General features: G+C 38.1%; 19 protein-coding genes and 1 pseudogene. 9 read left to right on the top strand and 11 right to left on the bottom strand.

The genetic code is table 11. The features are described 5' to 3' along the window. Positions 1-39: 39 nt before the first annotated feature. Complete coding sequence (gene pflB / locus QNN06_RS21730) at positions 40-2,265, bottom strand: formate C-acetyltransferase (RefSeq protein WP_284035943.1); 2,226 nt, start codon at positions 2,263-2,265, stop codon at positions 40-42. A 300-nt stretch (positions 2,266-2,565) separates the two neighbouring features. Next, on the bottom strand, positions 2,566-3,018 hold the full coding sequence (locus QNN06_RS21725; RefSeq protein WP_217037405.1) for a cupredoxin domain-containing protein: 453 nt from the start codon (positions 3,016-3,018) through the stop codon (positions 2,566-2,568). A gap of 222 nt (positions 3,019-3,240) precedes the next feature. Between QNN06_RS21725 and mprF the strand changes: the two genes are divergently transcribed. Together mprF and QNN06_RS21715 are read left to right on the top strand one after the other, a co-directional pair. After that, on the top strand, positions 3,241-5,781 hold the full coding sequence (mprF, locus tag QNN06_RS21720; RefSeq protein WP_308170454.1) for a bifunctional lysylphosphatidylglycerol flippase/synthetase MprF: 2,541 nt from the start codon (positions 3,241-3,243) through the stop codon (positions 5,779-5,781). A gap of 129 nt (positions 5,782-5,910) precedes the next feature. Beyond that, entirely contained in the window at positions 5,911-7,062 is a 1,152-nt protein-coding gene (locus QNN06_RS21715; RefSeq protein ID WP_254124870.1) for a D-alanyl-D-alanine carboxypeptidase family protein, read from the top strand. A 32-nt stretch (positions 7,063-7,094) separates the two neighbouring features. Here the strand turns inward: QNN06_RS21715 and modB are convergent, their stop codons facing one another. Further along, positions 7,095-7,757, bottom strand: a complete 663-nt coding sequence (modB, locus tag QNN06_RS21710) for a molybdate ABC transporter permease subunit (RefSeq protein WP_213120541.1) — start codon at positions 7,755-7,757, stop codon at positions 7,095-7,097. Between the two features lie 105 nt (positions 7,758-7,862). Beyond that, positions 7,863-8,134 (bottom strand): annotated as a pseudogene (locus tag QNN06_RS21705) (hypothetical protein). A 148-nt stretch (positions 8,135-8,282) separates the two neighbouring features. Between QNN06_RS21705 and QNN06_RS21700 the strand changes: the two are divergent. Together QNN06_RS21700 and QNN06_RS21695 are read left to right on the top strand one after the other, a co-directional pair. Continuing rightward, on the top strand, positions 8,283-8,777 hold the full coding sequence (locus QNN06_RS21700) for an Hsp20/alpha crystallin family protein (RefSeq protein ID WP_217037403.1): 495 nt from the start codon (positions 8,283-8,285) through the stop codon (positions 8,775-8,777). A gap of 85 nt (positions 8,778-8,862) precedes the next feature. Next, on the top strand, positions 8,863-9,279 hold the full coding sequence (locus tag QNN06_RS21695; RefSeq protein ID WP_217037402.1) for a hypothetical protein: 417 nt from the start codon (positions 8,863-8,865) through the stop codon (positions 9,277-9,279). 40 nt (positions 9,280-9,319) lie between these two features. Here the strand turns inward: QNN06_RS21695 and QNN06_RS21690 are convergent, their stop codons facing one another. After that, positions 9,320-9,562, bottom strand: a complete 243-nt coding sequence (locus QNN06_RS21690; protein ID WP_217037401.1) for a YkuS family protein — start codon at positions 9,560-9,562, stop codon at positions 9,320-9,322. A gap of 98 nt (positions 9,563-9,660) precedes the next feature. Between QNN06_RS21690 and QNN06_RS21685 the strand changes: the two genes are divergently transcribed. Continuing rightward, entirely contained in the window at positions 9,661-9,801 is a 141-nt protein-coding gene (locus tag QNN06_RS21685) for a YuzL family protein (RefSeq protein ID WP_213120545.1), read from the top strand. A gap of 52 nt (positions 9,802-9,853) precedes the next feature. Here the strand turns inward: QNN06_RS21685 and QNN06_RS21680 are convergent, their stop codons facing one another. Next, on the bottom strand, positions 9,854-11,473 hold the full coding sequence (locus QNN06_RS21680) for an ABC-F family ATP-binding cassette domain-containing protein (protein WP_284035942.1): 1,620 nt from the start codon (positions 11,471-11,473) through the stop codon (positions 9,854-9,856). 227 nt (positions 11,474-11,700) lie between these two features. On the opposite strand from QNN06_RS21680, the gene QNN06_RS21675 reads away from it, so the two are divergent. Continuing rightward, positions 11,701-11,838 carry a hypothetical protein gene (locus QNN06_RS21675; RefSeq protein WP_213120547.1) on the top strand — a complete coding sequence of 46 codons (138 nt, stop codon included), beginning with the start codon at positions 11,701-11,703 and terminating at the stop codon, positions 11,836-11,838. Between the two features lie 51 nt (positions 11,839-11,889). On the opposite strand, the gene QNN06_RS21670 is transcribed toward QNN06_RS21675, so the two are convergent. Then, positions 11,890-12,492: an SCO family protein gene (locus tag QNN06_RS21670; RefSeq protein ID WP_284035941.1), complete on the bottom strand. Its 603-nt coding sequence runs from the start codon at positions 12,490-12,492 to the stop codon at positions 11,890-11,892. A gap of 425 nt (positions 12,493-12,917) precedes the next feature. On the opposite strand from QNN06_RS21670, the gene QNN06_RS21665 reads away from it, so the two are divergent. Then, positions 12,918-14,843 carry an endonuclease MutS2 gene (locus QNN06_RS21665; RefSeq protein WP_284035940.1) on the top strand — a complete coding sequence of 642 codons (1,926 nt, stop codon included), beginning with the start codon at positions 12,918-12,920 and terminating at the stop codon, positions 14,841-14,843. Between the two features lie 292 nt (positions 14,844-15,135). Here the strand turns inward: QNN06_RS21665 and QNN06_RS21660 are convergent, their stop codons facing one another. Then, positions 15,136-15,273 (bottom strand): hypothetical protein, encoded by a 138-nt coding sequence (locus tag QNN06_RS21660; protein ID WP_213120550.1) that lies wholly within the window; start codon positions 15,271-15,273, stop codon positions 15,136-15,138. 14 nt (positions 15,274-15,287) lie between these two features. Here QNN06_RS21660 and QNN06_RS21655 point away from each other — a divergent pair, with 14 nt between their 5' ends. Next, positions 15,288-15,542, top strand: coding sequence for a cold-inducible protein YdjO-related protein (locus QNN06_RS21655; RefSeq protein WP_254124869.1), 255 nt, complete (start codon positions 15,288-15,290; stop codon positions 15,540-15,542). A gap of 58 nt (positions 15,543-15,600) precedes the next feature. Here QNN06_RS21655 and QNN06_RS21650 read toward each other — a convergent pair whose 3' ends face one another. The 3 genes from QNN06_RS21650 to yhfH (QNN06_RS21640) form a co-directional block, all read right to left on the bottom strand. After that, the gene (locus QNN06_RS21650) at positions 15,601-15,786 is read right to left on the bottom strand and encodes a hypothetical protein (RefSeq protein WP_213120551.1); all 186 of its coding nucleotides are present in this window, start codon (positions 15,784-15,786) and stop codon (positions 15,601-15,603) included. Positions 15,787-15,891: 105 nt separating this feature from the next. Beyond that, complete coding sequence (gene yhfH / locus QNN06_RS21645; protein WP_213120552.1) at positions 15,892-16,026, bottom strand: protein YhfH; 135 nt, start codon at positions 16,024-16,026, stop codon at positions 15,892-15,894. 86 nt (positions 16,027-16,112) lie between these two features. Continuing rightward, on the bottom strand, positions 16,113-16,247 hold the full coding sequence (gene yhfH / locus QNN06_RS21640; protein ID WP_213120553.1) for a protein YhfH: 135 nt from the start codon (positions 16,245-16,247) through the stop codon (positions 16,113-16,115). Positions 16,248-16,516: 269 nt separating this feature from the next. Here yhfH (QNN06_RS21640) and QNN06_RS21635 point away from each other — a divergent pair, with 269 nt between their 5' ends. Further along, entirely contained in the window at positions 16,517-18,697 is a 2,181-nt protein-coding gene (locus tag QNN06_RS21635) for a PAS domain-containing protein (RefSeq protein ID WP_284035939.1), read from the top strand. Positions 18,698-18,757 lie beyond the last annotated feature (60 nt).

The raw sequence follows: 18,757 nt of genomic DNA, 5'->3' as shown, positions 1-18,757 counted from the left end.
CCCTTAGGGGCTCCCCAATCGGCTAGTTTTCTTTATTTCTTACAACGATTCATGGAAGGTGCGATTGATTACATCAAGCTGCTGTTCTTTTGTTAGCTTAATAAAGTTAACAGCATATCCGGATACGCGGATTGTTAATTGCGGATAAAGCTCCGGATGTTCCATGGCATCTAAAAGTGTTTCCCTGTTAAAAACGTTTATATTTAAATGATGTCCTGCTTTAATGGCATAACCATCTAAAATGGACACTAGGTTGCAAATTTGACTTTTTTCCTCCTTACCTAATGCTTTTGGAACGATAGAGAAAGTATTGGAAATACCATCCATTGCATAGCTGTATGGAAGCTTGGCAACAGAGGAAAGTGATGCTAATGTCCCTTTTGTATCCCGTCCGTGCATTGGGTTTGCTCCTGGTGCAAACGGTTCGCCAGCACGGCGGCCATCTGGTGTATTCCCTGTTTTCTTACCGTAAACCACGTTAGAAGTGATGGTTAATATTGATAAAGTATGAACAGAGTTGCGATAGGTTTGATGCTTACGCAGCTTTTTCATAAAGCTTTCTACAATTCCAACGGCAATGCTATCTACACGGTCATCATTGTTTCCGTATTTAGGGAAATCGCCGCTTATTTCAAAATCAACAGCAAGGCCGTTTTCATCGCGAATCACTTTCACCTGGCCGTATTTTATCGCGCTGAGCGAGTCGGTAACTACACTTAAACCAGCTATACCAGTTGCCATCGTCCGAATAATCTGCGTATCATGCAAAGCCATCTCAATTCTCTCATAGCTATATTTGTCATGCATGTAGTGAATGACATTCAAAGTATTAATGTATAGGCCGGCGAGCCATTCCATCATTTGATCGAACTTTTGCATGACCTCATCGAAATCCAAAATATCTGAAGAGATTGGCCGATACACTGGTCCTACCTGTTTTTTTAATTTTTCATCGACGCCGCCGTTGATCGCATATAGCAGTGCTTTTGCCAAGTTGGCACGGGCACCGAAGAACTGCATTTGCTTGCCGATTTCCATGGCGGATACACAGCAGGCAATCCCGTAATCATCACCATATTCAAGGCGCATGATATCATCATTTTCATATTGAATAGAGCTAGTTTTTATGGACATTTTTGCACAATACTTCTTGAAATTTTCAGGAAGCAGTACGGACCATAGTACAGTTAAGTTTGGCTCTGGAGCAGGACCAAGATTATCAAGGGTGTGCAGGAACCGGAAAGAGTTTTTTGTAACAAGCGGGCGGCCGTCGATAGCCATACCGCCAATAGACTCTGTTACCCAGGTAGGGTCACCGCTGAATAATTCATTGTAATCCGGTGTACGCGCAAATTTGACGAGACGGAGCTTCATCACGAAATGGTCAACTAGTTCTTGAGCTTCTTCCTCTGATAAGGTACCGTTTTGTAAGTCTCTTTCGATATAAATATCAAGGAAGGTGGAGACGCGGCCAAGGCTCATCGCTGCGCCGTTTTGTTCTTTAATGGCTGCTAAATAGGCAAAGTATAACCATTGGAAGGCCTCGGCGGCATTTTTTGCTGGTCCGGAAATATCGAACCCATAGCTTGCTGCCAGTTCTTTAAGTTCCTTCAAGGCCCGGTATTGCTCAGAAAGCTCTTCGCGCAGCCGGATATTATCTTCAGTCATTACTTTGCTAGTGTTATTGAAATCTTTTTGTTTTTCTTTCATTAACAAATCGACACCATATAAAGCAACACGGCGGTAATCCCCGATAATTCGGCCTCGCCCGTACGCATCTGGCAGACCGGTAATAATCCCTGCTTTTCTGGCTAAAATCATTTCACTCGTATAAGCATCGAAAACACCTTGGTTATGTGTCTTTCGGAATTCGGTAAATATTCTTTCAATCTCTGGATTTAATTTGTAGCCATATGCTTCACAAGCCTGTTTAGCCATACGAATTCCGCCGAAAGGCTGAAGAGAACGGTTAAATGGCTTATCTGTCTGCACGCCGACTACTTTTTCAAGATCTTCATCCAAGTAGCCTGGGCCATGGGAAGTGATGGTTGATACGGTTTCGGTATCCATTTCTAGGACTCCGCCATTTTCTCTTTCCTGTTTCGTCAATTCCATTACTTGCTGCCATAAGATATTTGTCGAATCTGTAGCACTGGCTAAAAAGCGGTCATCACCTTCATATGGAGTGTAGTTCTTTAGTATAAAGTCACGTACGTTAACTTCTTTTGTCCAAGTCCCTTTTGTAAAAGCCTTCCATGTTTCCATGTTTTTTCACCTCTAAATGAAATAAAAGTTTATATAACAGATTGGTTGTGATTTCTACACTTAAAGTATAACAGGTTAACAATCTGTAATAAGGGATAATTGTTAAGATATTGTGAAATGAAGAATTTGGTGGAGTTTTTCAAGTGGAATTTGAACGAATTATGAACAAGTTAACAAACTGTTTCATTTTTTTATATAACAAACAACGTCTGTTATATAAGAAGGGATCAACAATAACAGCATCTATATAGTGATTACTAGTGAAACAGCATAAAAAAACAGGAGAAAAACGCTCCTGTTTTAATCGACGACAATATCAGCAATCATCGGACCATTATGGGCACGATTGGAATGAACTTCACAGATTAATCGGTATGTGCCTTCTTTCTTGAATTGCAGCGGCACGACAGTTTCTTCACCTTTCTTTACCGTACCCTTGATATCTGTTCCTTCGATATAGAATGGATGCTCTTCCCCGTTAATGCCGGTAATAAATAATTTCACCTTTTCGTCTTTTTCTATAATGATTTGACTAGGATCCCAACGATAGGCCTCAATATCTTTCCCGTTTTTCATTTTGGATTTGTATTCAACAGTGACCATATGGATTTCTCGTATTTTTCCATCTGTTTGCTGGTTAAAGACCGCGGCATCACCAGCTTTTAATAGAAACCAGGATGATATTGCAGCAAGCATAATACCTATAGCTAAAACGAAAAGCAGTGTTTCCTTTTTCAATACTAAAAATTTCACAAGCATAACCCCCTCTAATATTTGCCCTAGTCTATTCATATGCCGGATAGGTAGGAAAACTTGTCTACTTTTTTTCCTGGATTTTCGAATTGCCTCCGGCCGATGGTTGAACGTTCGATAAAATGTCTACACTTGTAATAAGTCACCTCAAGAAAGTAAGAAATTGCTTTGTATTTCTTTCATAAACGTTTATAGTAAAGTCAGGGATGATACGAATACTAGGTGATTATTTTGAAGGGTTATCAGAAGGATAAAATTTTTAAGATTGTAAAATTTTTATTCCCATTGCTTTTATTAATTTTTGCGATTTTTGAAATAAAAAAGTTTGTGGGAAATTTAGATGTTCATATGCTAGAAAACGAATTAAATCAACTCAATTTTTTGACGCTGCTCCTTATCATTGGCGTTACCTTTTCGGCTGTTTTACCGATGCTTTTGTATGATGTGATTTTAGTTCGGATTTTAGGGGCAAAGGTCCCTAAAAAAGAATTGTTAGAGCAATCGTTTATTGCCAATTCCTTTTCTAATTTAATCGGATTCGGCGGGTTAATCGGGGCAGCGTTAAGAACGTACTTTTTTCACAAACTTGAACAGGATAAGCGGCGATTACTCAGTGTTATTGCAACGGTTTCCCTATTTTATTTGGCAGGCATCTCATTGTTATCGTGGGCTGCGGCACTATGGTTCCGGAAGTTCCCTTTATTTGTCGATACCAAATGGCTTTATTTTGCAGTTTTGGGTGTCGCCCTTTATCTTCCAGTCTTTTTAATCATACATAGAATGAATGCTAAAAAAGGCAAGCAATCTTTGATTAAGGTAAAAGAGGGAACCAAGCTCATTGGGGTTTCCTTTGTTGAATGGATAGCTGTCTTTTTTGCTATTTATCTATTGACCAGAATTCTGGGTATCCCAATCCGAATCGAAGATCTCTTTCCTGTCTATATTGCTGCTGTTTGCGCCGGAATCATCAGTATGATACCGGGCGGTCTTGGCTCATTCGATTTAGTTTTTATTTGGGGGATGCAGGAATTTCATATGGCCGAGGAAAAAGTCCTCGTTCTGCTTCTGTTGTATCGGGTAGGCTATTACTTGCTGCCGTTTATCGTAAGTCTCATTTTTTTTGTGAAGCTTTATTGGGAAAGATGGAACCAGTCATGGAATAATTTGCCTAACGCGATATTAGAGGTATTTAGCCACGTCATTTTGACTATGCTAGTGTTTTTATCAGGGCTTATCCTGCTTTTATCTGCAAGTGTGCCGGGGATTATGTCGAGGCTTAAAATTGCCCAGGAACTGTTATCGTTTCCGATTATTAACGTTTCCCATCAACTCTCTGTTGCTGCCGGATTTTTGCTGTTAGGATTATCGAGAGGCATTGAATATAGAGTGAAACGGACATATGAATTAACGATGGCAGCCTTAATTCTTGCAGCACTGTTTTCCATTTTTAAAGGGATTGATTATGAAGAAGCCATCTTCTTAATTATTGTCGCCATCCTACTTAGAGTTTCTAAAGGGCAGTTCTATCGGGAAAGCTATGTATTAACCTGGGGAAGAACAATCTTTGATATTGCTTTAATTGTAATAATTACATCGATGTATATCATCATTGGCTATTTAAATTTACCGGATGCCAAATTGGCGCTGCCTGCAAAATTATTGCCATATGTGATTATCGATTATCACGATTTATTTATGAGTGCGGGAATTGGTTTGTTTATTGCTGTTTCAATCCTTGCCATTGGCTATCTGAACAGCTTATCGAAAAAATGGAAATTTGAATCATCGTTGACACAGGAACAGGAAATCCTTCAGCATTTACATAAATATCAGGGGAAAGTCTTGTCCCATCTCATTTTCTTGCACGATAAGTATATTTTCTGGAACAAAAAAAGAAATGTTATGATTTCATTTCAAAAATATGCGGATAAACTGGTGATCCTCGGTGATCCAATTGGTGAACTAAATGATCTATCCTCCGCCATTGAAGAATTTCAGGAAATTGCCGACCTGCATGGATTTTCGCTTGTATTCTATCAGGTTAGTGAAGAAATGCTTCCATACCTTTATAATCATGGATTTGCCTTTTTTAAATTAGGGGAAGAGGCCTTTGTGAAATTGCGGGAATTTTCATTAGCTGGAAGTAAAATGAAAGGATTACGGGCCATTAAAAACAAATTTACCAGTGAAAATTTTCGTTATGAATTGGTAAATCCGCCTCATTCTAGTGAGCTTTTAAAGGAATTGCGGGAAGTTTCAAATGATTGGCTCCAGGGAAGCAAGGAAAAGGGATATTCGCTGGGATTCTTTGATGAAGCTTACCTTAATAAGGCCCCTATTGCACTTGTAAAGGATAGTAATAGTAGAATTATTGGCTTCATGAGCATGATGTATGTTTATGATGATAACCAGACTATTTCGGTGGATTTAATGAGATTCCGTCCGGATGTAGAATCAGGTAGCGTGGATTTTCTGTTTCTCTCCTTAATGGATTGGGCGAAGGAACAGGGGTACCGGCGTTTTAATATGGGTATGGCCCCATTGGCAAATGTTGGTCTTTCCAAGTTTTCTTTTTTAAGTGAGAAAATTGCGGCGCAAATTTTCCTGCACGGTCATTTTTTCTATCATTTTCAAGGCTTAAGAAAATTCAAAGAAAAATATACAAATATTTGGGAACCAAAATATTTAGCCTATCGGAAAAAATCTTCTCTACCGTTTATTATGGCACAAATTACCCTGTTGATTTCGAAAAGAAGGGCATAGATAATGAAAGGTGGCTGGCACATATGTGTCAGCCGCTTTTTTTTATATAAATTTCCAAAAAGGACTCTTCATATCTATAAATATTTGGTAAAATCAATTAGGTAATTAGTCATGGATAGGGTGTTGTCATTGAGTAAATGGATTTTAATTTTCATAACAGTCTTGTTCTTATTTTCAAACCAAATTCCCGCCTTTGCGGAAGGGACTGGGGACCTGCCATTAAAAAGTGAATCAGCGGTGCTTTTGGATACTGAAACGAATGCGGTTCTCTACGGGAAAAATGCGGACGAAAAAATGTATCCTGCCAGCGTTACGAAAATCGCTACAGCAATTTATGCCATTGAAAAAGGGAATTTAGATAGTATTGCGACAGTCAGTGCCAATGCTGTTAGACAAGATGGTACAAGGGTCTATTTAGTGGAAGGTGAACAAGTGCCGCTAAAAAAACTAATCCAAGGGATGCTGATCAATTCTGGGAATGACGCCGCAGTGGCGACTGCGGAACATATTGACGGCAGTGTTGACCTTTTTGCGGAACATATAAATGAATATTTAAAAACAGTTATTGGGGTTAAAAATACTCACTTTACAAACCCAAGCGGCCTTCACGATGACAATCATTATACAACCGCAATGGATTTGGCATTGATTACGAACTATGCCATGAAGAATCCCCAATTTGCCGAGATTTTTGGAACAAAAAGATTACATTGGGAGGGCCAGTCCTGGAATACTGACCTTATCACTCATCATCTTATGTTAAAAGGCGAACTGCCATACGCGGGAATAACCGGGGGGAAAACAGGATATACCACGGTATCGAAACAAACTTTGGCCACCACTGCCGATAATGGGAATTTAAAATTAACGGCGATTGTCCTAAAATCAGACCAAAAAAGAGACAAATATGATGATACAGCCATACTGTTTGATTATGGATTTAATGAATATGTTCATTCTACCTTAAAACATGGGGAAGTTTATAAGAGCGGCGAAAAGGAATTTCTTTTGGATAGTGATCTCCTTGTAACGGAGGATAAAAATGGAATTGTAAAAAAGGTCAACAGTACCGGCCAGTTATCTATTGAAAATCCAAATGGGCAGGTTCTTCAGGTGGCTCAGTTAAAACAAAAGGAAGAACCAAAACCTGTGGAAACTTCTTTAAAATCAAGTAAATCCACTAATAAGCAGGAATATGCAGCACCATACTTTTGGATTATCATAGCTGCGGCTGCTGCAGTTTTGATAGGTGCAGGGAAAAAAATAACAGGTAAAATGTAGACGAATATAGAAAGCCATGAAATGCTAAAGTTTCATGGCTTTCTTTGTGTTAAATTGGTTGTCAATAGCATTAAAAAGGAGATGAAGATCATTGAAATGACTAACAGCCAAGCTAATTTCATATTGCCTGTTTCCATTGCAACATATACAGCAGTGGGTGCCGTCTGGGTTTTCCCGGGGATATTGCCGGCAAACATGAGCGTGGCACCAAATTCGCCTAATGCTCTAGCAAAGCTAAGTATGAATCCGGAAACAATCGATCTTACTGATAGTGGAAGAGTTACTTGTAAAAAAACATTAAAATCACTTGCCCCGTCCATTTTCGCAGCCTCTTCGATATCCTTGTCCACGGCTTGAAATCCAGTTTTTACAGATTGGTACATTAACGGAAATGCAACAATAGTGGAGGCAATAATTGCTGCAAGCGGTGTAAAGATGATCGAGCGGTCGAAAAGGGTTTCGATAAAAGCCCCTGCCGGACTATTTTTTCCGAAAAAGAAAATTAATAAAAAACCAATAACGGTGGGTGGCAAAACAATAGGCAACAGCATCAGGGTCTCTACGATCATTTTTCCTTTAAACTGTTTATCAGCAAATAACCTGCCAAATAAAATACCAAAGATTAGTGCCAATAGTGCAGAAATTATGGCCACTTTCAGTGACAATAAAATTGGGGGCCAAAATTCATTAAGCATAGTAGATAAAATACTTCCTCTCGAACGGCTGATTATTCCCTCATTATAGCGAAAGCTACCAAGTCATAAAAGATATAAAACAAAAAAACTGCCAAATTGCAGTTTTTATAGATCATCTTTGTCTTTGGCCAATAGCTGCTGGGCGCCTGAATCAAAGGAGCTCGGAGAATCAATTTGGTCTCGGTCATCGACAAAGCTCCTATTTCCAAAGAAATCACTCTTATCACCAAAATTTTGGCCGTAGCCTTGATTTTTTTTGTCGGAATTATGCCACTCAGCCAGCAGGTTTTGGCCAATATTTACGGGGAAGCATTTTCAAAGGAATTAATTTTAATCATAAATATATTTATATTAATATATGAAACGGGAGTGGGCATGTCATCTCCTCCTTATAATTGCTTTTAAATATATGCAATACCTTAATGGTTATGAGGAAATTAAGGATTAAAATAACTTTCAGTTAAGTATGATGAAGTAAGGCTTTGTTTTTTGCTTCCCTAATCAGGGGAGAGGGGGTGCGGATTGATGGATATGGAAAAATTGAAACAATGGCTGGAGATGGCAAAAAATATGCAGGGCGGGGATTTCTGGAACAATATCTTTGACCAAGAGTTTGCCCAACAATTTATGAATGATGCGCCTTTTAAGACACCACCTTATGCCCATTCAAACCGGCAGCAGCCCGGCACCGATATGAAAAGCGAGAGAACGTTCCCTGCAATAGATTTAATGGAAGGGGAAGAGGAGGTAATGGTAGTGATTGAGCTCCCCGGTGTTTTAAAAGAAAACATAGAATTAGGTCTTAATGGCAATATACTCACCGTCAAAGGAAGAGCGCTGCCCATTCATCCACATTTGAAATATACTTATTCGGAAAGGTTTTACGGTGAATTCAATCGGCAGATTACCTTACCTGATACCGTAAATCCGCAGGATATCAGTGCTAAATTCTGGAATGGCTTATTAATAGTCAGTTATCAACGATTCGTACAAAAGGGCGAAATTATCCCAATTGAATAACAGGTTTTTATGAAAATAGGACTTGATAAGAAGTGTTTTCCATATAAATGAAGTAAGGTTAAAAATAAGGGAGCGTTTTAGGCCAATGTCAATAAAAAATTTATTCCTTATTTTCCGCAAAAATGATTATGATAAAGAACTCCGAAAAAAAATAACTTCCTTAGAAAGAAATATAGAAGAATTGGAACAAACGCTGCGGGATTTAAAGGCACAAAACAAGCCTGATGAAACCGTGAAAACAAAGGATCCCCCTATAATAATTGAAAAAATAAATATTGAAAAAATTATTTTGGATAAATATGAATTGAATAATAACTTTGGACAGCTAGGCATTAAAGAATTGAAAGGAAAATTAAATATAGGTGCCACATACGGCAGTGAATTTACACCAAATCTCAACGAAGGTGAAGACGAAAAAGGAACCGAAGCTAAAGAGGAAAGAATCAAGAAGCAAGAAAAACCGAATGGGCCTAAGGTAAATATTAAACCAAAAGATCACTAAAAAAAGACTAAAGAGGAGTCCTTTAGTCTTTGTGTTAACATTATTGAAGTCTGCTTTCAACCGCTTGGCATACTTCATCAGCAGACATACCGTTTGCATCAATAACCGGTGCTTTCGTAACGGTATCAGCCATTCCCATAACGTTCGAATCAAGGCCGGTAACGACACAGCAATCACAATTTTGGGCGTCAGACTCCTGTTTGAGTTCGACAACATCATATCCTTTTGCACGTAGAGCATCTTGAACATTTGTAAGAGATTGTTCTACTCCAACCCTTGCCATACAAACACCTCCTCCTGTCATTTATGTTGCCTAAGTTTGACAGAAATATTCCGAATAGCAGGGGATAAACTTTCAAAAGCTAAAATGGGAGGTGTACTATGGGCAAACGCAGTAAAAAGAAAGCCGACCCTTCAACCATAGGGTTGGCTTCACCAGAAGTAGAAGGACAGGGAACGACCACAACAGAAACTGGCTCCAGAATGCAGCCATCTTCAAGGAAAAAGCAGAAGCAAATGTAATAATGAAAATAAGAGGCTGCCATTTGGCAGCCTCTTATTTGTCCTTTTCCAATTATTTATACATCTCTGCTACTTGTTTTTGTATATCAGTATTCTCTAGGTATTCATCATAAGTCATTTGCTTATCGACCATCCCAGCAGGTGTTAGTTCAAGAATGCGGTTGGCAATCGTTTGGATAAACTGATGGTCATGGGAAGCAAACAGCATAGATCCCTTAAAATTAATTAATCCATTGTTTAGAGCGGTAATGGACTCCAAATCCAAGTGGTTGGTTGGCTCATCCAAGAGCAGGACATTTGCGCCGCTAAGCATCATTTTGGACAGCATACAGCGGACTTTTTCTCCTCCTGAAAGGACGCTTGATTTCTTTAAAACTTCTTCGCCGGAAAACAGCATTCTTCCTAAAAATCCACGTAGGAAGCTTTCGCTGTCGTCTTTTGGTGAAAACTGACGGAGCCAATCAACAAGATTTAAGTCGCTATTCTCAAAGTATTCCGAGTTATCCTTCGGGAAGTAAGCTTGAGATGTGGTGATTCCCCATTTAAAGGTACCGCTGTCAGCTTCCATTTCACCCATTAATATTTTAAAAAGTGTTGTTTTGGCTGTTTCATTTGTCCCGACGAGGGCAATTTTGTCTCCCTTGTTCATGATAAAGCTAATGTTATCAAGTACCTTCACGCCATCGATTGTTTTCGTCAGCCCTTCTACTCTTAACAAATCATTACCAATCTCCCTGTCTGGGGTAAAGCCGACATATGGGTATCGTCTTGAAGATGGTCTAATATCATCAAGGGTAATTTTGTCCAATAGCTTTTTCCGTGATGTTGCCTGCTTGGATTTTGAAGCATTCGCACTAAAACGGGCAATAAAGCTTTGTAACTCTTTAATTTTTTCCTCTTTCTTTTTATTGGCGTCCTGCGCCATTTTTGAAGCTAATTGACTGGATTCATACCAAAAGTCGTAGTTGCCGACATAGATTTGGATTTTGCCAAAGTCTAAATCCGCAATATGGGTACAAACCTTATTTAAGAAGTGACGGTCATGGGATACAACAATCACTGTATTTTCAAAATTGATCAGGAATTCTTCAAGCCATTGGATGGCCTTAATATCCAGATGGTTGGTTGGTTCGTCTAAAAGTAATACATCAGGCTGGCCGAATAGAGCTTGTGCTAGAAGGACTTTTACCTTTTCAGCACCTGTTAATTCTGCCATCTTTTTATAATGAAGCTCTTCGCCAATTCCCAGACCTTTTAACAGGATGGCCGCTTCGGATTCCGCTTCCCAGCCGTTTAATTCGGCAAATTCACCCTCGAGTTCAGCAGCTTTCATGCCGTCCTCATCAGTGAAGTTTTCCTTCATATAAATGGCGTCTTTTTCCTGCATTACCTGATAAAGTCTGGTGTGACCCATGATAACCGTTTTTAAAACTTCATGTTCCTCATATTCAAAGTGGTTCTGCTTTAAAACAGCCATCCGCTCGTTCGGTCCTAGTTGGACTGTACCCGTCTGCGCTTCAATTTCTCCTGCGAGTATTTTTATAAAGGTAGATTTTCCGGCACCGTTCGCTCCGATGAGACCGTAGCAATTGCCGGGAGTAAACTTAATATTCACATCTTCAAAAAGCTTTCGATCTCCGTATCTTAAACTTACATTACTTACAGTAATCATTCTTGCATCCTCCAAAAAAACATATTGCTTTGTATTATACCATTAATAAGGGAAAAGGGCGAATTTTACACAAATATTTGGCGGGAAATGCGTCATTTTTTGGAGTATTGCGGGGCAGTAAAGTGATAAAAAGAAAAATTTTCTAAAAAACTTTTTTTGTTTTCACACTTTATTCATATTTTTGTTGTAAAATTAATGTAAGAAGTAGTTAAAAGAAGGTGAATTGTGTGGCCAAAAAACAACTCGCAGAACTCGTAAACAAGCTTAAAAAAGCTGGTATCAAAGTGAGTTTAACAAAACCAAAGTCCAATTATCATTTATCTTTGCAGCAATTAAAAAAATATCCTTCATCTGTTGTTAAATAATATAATGTAGTGAAAAGCGATTAATCCTAGGGACTAACCGCTTTTTTTATACTAATTAATTTTGTCCATTATTTTATTTTTAACTTCTTCGCGATTAAACCCATCACCCATCGGAAATTTGGCAACAAATTTATTGTTTTCGTCAATTAAGTAAGTGAATGTGGTGTGAACAAATTGTCCGTTTCCAGGGTCTTTATATTGGAATTGCAAGGCTTCACCAATCTCCCTAATCTTTTTCTGCTCAATTTTAATATTTTGTTTATCTCCTGTTAGGAATACCCAGTCTTTGCTATTTTCAATTCCAAACCCCTTCATATAATTGGACAATACTTCTGGAGTATCACGATAGGGGTCAATCGTAATCGTAATGAATTCGATATCCTCGCCGAATACCCCGCTTTTTTCTAAATCCTTTTTCAAAGCGGCCATCTTTTGTGTCGTGGTCGGGCAGACGTCAGGACAGTGTGTGTAAATGAATTCAATGAGCTTTAATTTTGTTGGATCCTTGCCAAATGTATATTGATCACCATTTTGATTGATTAATGTAACATTGCCTGGAATTTTAGTGTTTGCATCCCGAATAAGAAAATATGAAATGCCGGCAGCAATACCGATAAATATGGCTAAACTGCAAATAAGGTAGATTTTTTTCATTACGATTCCCTCCTAACAATAAGATAAAGAAGTTTCAACAAAAATGATATGGATATTTTGTGAACAAAAAATGGGCAGTGATAATATTGACAATTCATGCCAAATGTAATAATCTGAAGATAAATTTAAGTTTTCTTATTAAAAGGAGTATGTTTTATGTTAGGTGTCGTTCTTAACTAATCCAACTAATTGGATATTTTCATTCCGGCCGCCTTTTTGTTTTTTTGATAACAAAAAAGGTTTATTTGAGTATGGGCAAGGAATGAGGTTAAGAACAATGGGCAGTCATAAGCATACATTTTATAACCAATGTAGCTGTGTACACTCGTGTAGACAGTTTTTATTTTGGTTTATTTTGTTGTATTTTTCATTTGCCGCAATGACATTGTTCATTGCGGCTATTTTTATTTTGGGAGGAATCTAAGTTGAATCAGCATACCTTTAATGTATTGGAATTTAAACAAATAAAAGAAACTATTGCAGGCTTTGCCATGACAAAGGAAGGAAAAGCAAAAATTGAGGGCCTGACACCATCTTCTAATAAAAAGCAAATTGAGGCTTGGCTTGATGAGGTTACGGAAGCCGTCGAGATTTTGAAAAAAAGTGCCAGTGTTCCTGTCCATGGACTTGATGGGATGGAACAGATGCTTTCCAACTTAAATAAAGGAGTGGTCTTCCGTCCGGATCAGTTAATGAAGCTGTACGATTTCTTGGATAGCTGCGGGAAGATGAGAAGATATATGAAGGATAAGGAATATTTTGCGCCAAGAGTTGCGTCCTATGTCGATGTAATTGAAGAACTGCCGGAGCTTGCCAATGAAATTAATCGTTGTATCCGTAATAGCAGAGTGGACGATTATGGCAGCAAGGAGTTATTAAAAATTAGGAAGCAAATGGCCATTCAGGAGGAGCGCCTGAAGGAAAAAACCATGCAGCTGGTAAGGTCAAATAAATATAAGCTATATTTACAAGAACAGGTTGTCAGTCAGCGAAATGGAAGATTTGTAATACCGATAAAAAAGGAGTATCGGACCAAAATTAAAGGGACAGTCTTGGATACATCGGCATCAGGAGCAACATTGTTTATTGAACCTGAGGATATCGCTATATTTCAAGATCAACTTACCTGGCTTATGGCCGATGAAGAGACCGAGGTACAAAAAGTTCTCAGCTGTCTAACTGGAATGGTGGAGCTATATGAAACGCAAATTCGTCTGGCAGTAGAAACAATGGTTCACTATGATTTTTTGTTTGCAAAAGCAAAGTATTCCCGTTCCATCAATGGCTCCAAGGTGAGAATGAATGACACTGGTAATATTGAACTAATTAAGGCAAAGCATCCGTTGTTAGGTGAAAAAGCTGTACCATTGACTTTTAGTATGGGTGATAATAAACGAGCCTTAATTATTACTGGGCCGAATACGGGCGGGAAAACGGTTACCATCAAAACGGTTGGGCTGCTCACACTAATGGCTCAATGCGGACTTCATATACCTGCAGATGAAAAGAGTCATATTAGTATTTTTCAAGCTATTTTAGTTGATATTGGGGACGGTCAGAGTATTGCCGAAAATTTAAGTACGTTCAGTTCCAGAATCGTTAATATCATTGCAATTTTAAAGAATGCAAACAATCGCACATTAACTTTAATAGATGAACTTGGTTCCGGCACTGATCCGGGTGAGGGAATGGGTCTGGCAACAGCCATTCTTGAAACTCTTTACGAAAAGGGGGCCGTGATTTTGGCCACAACCCATTATAGTGAAATAAAAGATCTTGCCGAACAGCATCCGGGATTTATGAATGGGTCAATGGAGTTTGATCTTAAGAGCTTAAGTCCAACCTATCGTTTAATGATAGGGAAAGGGGGCGAAAGCCAGGCCTTTGAGATTGCTTTGCAGTTGGGAATCCACCCGAAAATTATTGAAAAAGCGCATAGCGTAACGTATAAAGAAGAAAAAAACTATGTTTCTCCTGTTTCGGACTATTGGAAACTTAAGGATATGGAAAAGCAGGTTATCATCAACAAATACCAAGAAAAAAAGCCGGCTGTAAAACCTGTCCAACAAGTGCCTTTATATCAGCAGGGGGACAATGTAAAAATCACACCGGGAAATGAATTTGGGATTGTTTATAAAGGACCAGATCAGCAAGGAAATTATATTGTCCAGATAAAAGGTGAAAAAGTATCGGTTAACCATAAGAGGATGAAGCTATATATTGCCGCAAATGAATTGTATCCTGATGATTATGATTTCGATATTATCTTTCAGACGAAAGAAAATCGCAAAAAAAGCAAGATTTTATCAAAAAGACATGATGACCAGATTACAATTGACCATGTAGAATAAACGTTTATTTTTTCAGAATTACCGTATCTCAATTTAATATCTATGCTAAGGGGCCTGTTGATTTCCGCTCCGGGCACTCGCTTTCCGCGGGGAGGTCCTGAAGCCTCCTCGGCGCTTTAGCGCCTGTGGGGTCTCCAGTGACCTCTATATCCCGCAGGAGTCGAGTGCCCTCCGCTCCAATCAACAGTCCTGTTTAATTGCCTTTACCAATCACACTTTTTAATAATCCAATACAAAGAATCGTTAATAAAATAATTATAAAAGGCTATCGAAATTGGATAGCCTTTTATAATTATTTTTTATTCTGTAAATATTGTTTAGCCAGTAGCTGCTTTACTTCGTTATAGCTTAGACCTGACTGCTTGTTTAGACGTTTTACTTCTTCAATATCTGTTCCAACAATAGAATAACGCTTCTGATTTGAGTTCATCTTAATTCCTCCAATTGAAAAAGAAAAATGAAGAAATGAAAAGGCTAATTTTGGACATACTAAAGGAAAAGGAGGCGGTTCCGATTTTTTTTGGTAAACGTGCAAAAGAAGAAGAAATGGAAACAATTCTTATTGATACTGAAATTTATTCATGCATGGATAATTCATGTATAGGCTGGATGAGAAAGGATTTTGTATCTGACGATTTACTGTGCCCAATGTGTGGTAATGAAATGATACAGGAAATTCGTGAGCTTCCGAAAATATAATAAGTTTCGTGACAAAGACTGTCTTGCTGATGACAGTCTTTATCTATACTCAAATCTTCTACAAATTTTCGTTTTGCTGGCCGATTTCACCGGCGGCAATAATTGAATTGGCTTCTTTAAGAAATTCATGCTCATCGACCGAATCACCGGGAACATTTTTTAAATTTGGATAGATGGCCCCATTATTAATGGTAATGGATTTTTCTTTTGGAGCGGTTGTCAAATAATCTTCCTTCTTTGCCATTTCATCATCTCCTTACGTACAGGTTTTGCATTCCAATGGGCTTCTATGCTTCCCTATTTTTGACCAAAACGGAAAAAACTCTCCGGTCCGTCCGGAGAGTTTTTGTTATTCTGCTTTCTTTGATAGGCAGCGGTCACATTCCATTAGGTAAGATTCAGCTTGCTCTTCCATATGCTGACCGCATTCAGGACATTCTTTTTTTGGAAGGTTACGGAAAAATTCAACTGGGCTCATTAACATTATTAAACATCTCCTTTATAGTACAGTTGTTTATTATTGTGTTTGTTGTAGTACAGGGCAGTCAAAAATAAAAGCTTACCCTCTTTTTATTCTGCTTTTTTAGATAAACAGCGATCACATTCCATTAGGTAAGATTCAGCTTGCTCCTCCATATGCTGACCACACTCAGGGCATTTCTTTTTAGGCAGATTACGAAAAAATTCAACCGGACTCATTAACATTTAAAACTCCCCCCTTTATTAATACAGTTTATTTTAATACCTCTTGTTATAGTACAGTATAAACAAAAAATTTAAAAATGTGTAGCCTTTTTTCTAAAAAAGTTAAATTTTTTTAAAAATAAGTCTTTTATCCCGGACAAGTAGGTTTATTAATGTTTATTTATGAAGGATTTAATTTGGGGAAAATTAAACAAAAATTTATCTTTCCTAACATTTTGCTTTCCATTACAATCATAGTAGAAATAGGTTAAATGGGGGAATGCACGTTAATGAATGCATTTTTAGGAGATTTTCATCCTTATCTTTTTATAATTGCTGTTGGACTAACCTTTATGGCTTCTTATACGGCCTTAGACATGTTTTCCTTAATTAGGACCTCAGATCAAAATAAAAGGCTGCTTTTTATAGGCGGCACACTTTCAATGGGAATTGGCGTATGGGTAACTAATTTTATTGGATTATTAACGACAAATAGTACCCTGTTTGCAAATTACCATATCCCATTAACGATTCTTTCCATATTTATAGGAGTAGCATTCACTGGAATGGCGTTTTTTCCGCTGTTTGGAAAAGAAATTAAGATGTCACATCTGTTTGCTGGTAGTTCATTACTAACAATAGCCGTTTTTTCCATCCATATTATAGGCATTTATTCTATGAGTGTGACAATTAAATACCATTTCCTTTTATTTGTTTTTTCTGGACTGTTAATGTTCGCAGCATTCTTCTTTTCTTTTTGGATTTTGTTTTCTGTAAGGAATTTTCCGACTGAAAATCAAGTATGGCTGAAGCCAGTAAGTTCGATTATCTTAACTGCAGCGATAGCTGAGGGACATATTTTATTAAAGAAATCGACATTATTAATCACAGATAACAATACGGTTAATAGTTCTGCTCCAGATAGTCTGTTTTTTACTTATTTGGTGCTGTTTGTTTCTGTCCTTATAATGGCGGGACTGATTGTTTCAAGTACCTTAATTAGCAAACAGCTAGCCGCATCCGATTACAACTTAAAGGAATCAATTAAAGAAGTAAAAGATATTACCTTTGCTTTAGATCAATCATCCATTGTAGCGATAACCAATTCAAAAGGTATTATTACATTTGTTAATGATAAATTCAGTGAAATATCGAAATACTGCCGGGATGAATTAATTGGACAGGATCACCGCATTTTAAATTCCGGATACCATTCAAAAGACTTTTTTAAAGATTTATGGAAAACAATTGGCCAAGGTAATGTTTGGCACGGAGAGATTTGCAACCGTGCCAAGGATGGAGGCCTATATTGGGTGGATACAACAATTGTTCCCTTTTTAAATAGTAAAGGGAAGCCGTATCAATATGTGGCGATTCGGACGGATATTTCAGACCGAAAACGTGCTGTTGAACATTTAAAAGAAACGATGAAGGAAAATACTGATATTAAATTTGCTTTGGACCAGTCTTCGATTGTTGCCTTTACGGATTCAAGGGGGAAAATTACCAGCGTAAACGACAAGTTTTGTGAGATATCCAAATATAGCCGGGAAGAGATCATTGGAAAGGACCATAATATATTGAATTCCGGTTACCATTCCAGGGACTTTTTCAAAAACCTATGGAAAACGATTGGGGAAGGAAAGGTTTGGAAAGGGGAAATCCGTAATAAAGCGAAGGATGGAACTTTTTATTGGGTCGATACCACGATCGTTCCATTTCTCAATGAACATAGAAAGCCATATCAGTATTTGGCGATCCGCAATGATATAACAGAACGGAAGAAGACAGAAGAAGTTCTCCACCGGCAAGATAAGCTTGCCGCGGTTGGGCAATTAGCTGCCGGCGTTGCCCATGAAATCCGCAACCCGCTGACATCTATGAAGGGTTACACGGAATTTTTGCAGTTAGATGAGCAAGATCCTGAACGCCTTGAATTTTTAAATATTATTTTAGATGAAATTGAGCGCGTCAATACCATTGTCGAGGACTTCATGGTCTTGGCTAAACCAAAGGCAGTGGAATTAGAAGAAAAGAATGTTGTACCTGTTATCCAGAATGTGGTTTCACTGCTTGAGTTTGAGGCACGTAAGAAAAACGTCCGTCTGATGTTTAACTGCAATCAGGAAATAATCCAGATAGAATGTGATGAAAACCGTTTGAAGCAGGTCTTTTTAAACTTTATAAAAAACGGTATAGAGGCCATGCCGAATGGTGGGGATCTGCATGTTAACACGATGATTCATGAGAATAATGTGCAAATATCCATTCAAGATACCGGTGTTGGCATACCAAAAGAAAAGCTGAAAAAGCTCGGAGAACCTTTTTTCACTACCAAGAAAAATGGTAATGGACTAGGGTTAATGGTCAGCTTTAAAATTATCGAAAGCCATAACGGGAAAGTATTTGTAGAAAGTGAACCAAACAAGGGAACAACCTTCAATATTCTATTGCCGGCAAAAACAGCCTAAATCGGAAGAGCCAATCTTCCGTTTTTCTTTTTTGAAAAATAGACAAAATTTTTCGCGAAA

This window comes from Neobacillus sp. 114 (assembly GCF_030127045.1).
In the GTDB taxonomy this organism is placed as follows: domain Bacteria; phylum Bacillota; class Bacilli; order Bacillales; family Cytobacillaceae; genus Neobacillus; species Neobacillus rhizophilus.
This window is presented reverse-complemented; position numbering and strand designations above follow the sequence as displayed.

Bases quoted from the DNA above. Each gene is read 5' to 3' on its own strand.
- pflB (WP_284035943.1), bottom strand. From the start codon at position 2,265: ATGGAAACATGGAAGGCTTTTACAAAAGGGACTTGGACAAAAGAAGTT.
- modB (WP_213120541.1), bottom strand. From the start codon at position 7,757: ATGCTTAATGAATTTTGGCCCCCAATTTTATTGTCACTGAAAGTGGCC.
- QNN06_RS21700 (WP_217037403.1), top strand. From the start codon at position 8,283: ATGGATATGGAAAAATTGAAACAATGGCTGGAGATGGCAAAAAATATG.
- QNN06_RS21695 (WP_217037402.1), top strand. From the start codon at position 8,863: ATGTCAATAAAAAATTTATTCCTTATTTTCCGCAAAAATGATTATGAT.
- QNN06_RS21690 (WP_217037401.1), bottom strand. From the start codon at position 9,562: ATGGCAAGGGTTGGAGTAGAACAATCTCTTACAAATGTTCAAGATGCT.
- QNN06_RS21685 (WP_213120545.1), top strand. From the start codon at position 9,661: ATGGGCAAACGCAGTAAAAAGAAAGCCGACCCTTCAACCATAGGGTTG.
- QNN06_RS21680 (WP_284035942.1), bottom strand. From the start codon at position 11,473: ATGATTACTGTAAGTAATGTAAGTTTAAGATACGGAGATCGAAAGCTT.
- QNN06_RS21670 (WP_284035941.1), bottom strand. From the start codon at position 12,492: ATGAAAAAAATCTACCTTATTTGCAGTTTAGCCATATTTATCGGTATT.
- QNN06_RS21660 (WP_213120550.1), bottom strand. From the start codon at position 15,273: ATGAACTCAAATCAGAAGCGTTATTCTATTGTTGGAACAGATATTGAA.
- QNN06_RS21650 (WP_213120551.1), bottom strand. From the start codon at position 15,786: ATGGCAAAGAAGGAAGATTATTTGACAACCGCTCCAAAAGAAAAATCC.
- yhfH (WP_213120552.1), bottom strand. From the start codon at position 16,026: ATGTTAATGAGCCCAGTTGAATTTTTCCGTAACCTTCCAAAAAAAGAA.
- yhfH (WP_213120553.1), bottom strand. From the start codon at position 16,247: ATGTTAATGAGTCCGGTTGAATTTTTTCGTAATCTGCCTAAAAAGAAA.
- QNN06_RS21635 (WP_284035939.1), top strand. From the start codon at position 16,517: ATGAATGCATTTTTAGGAGATTTTCATCCTTATCTTTTTATAATTGCT.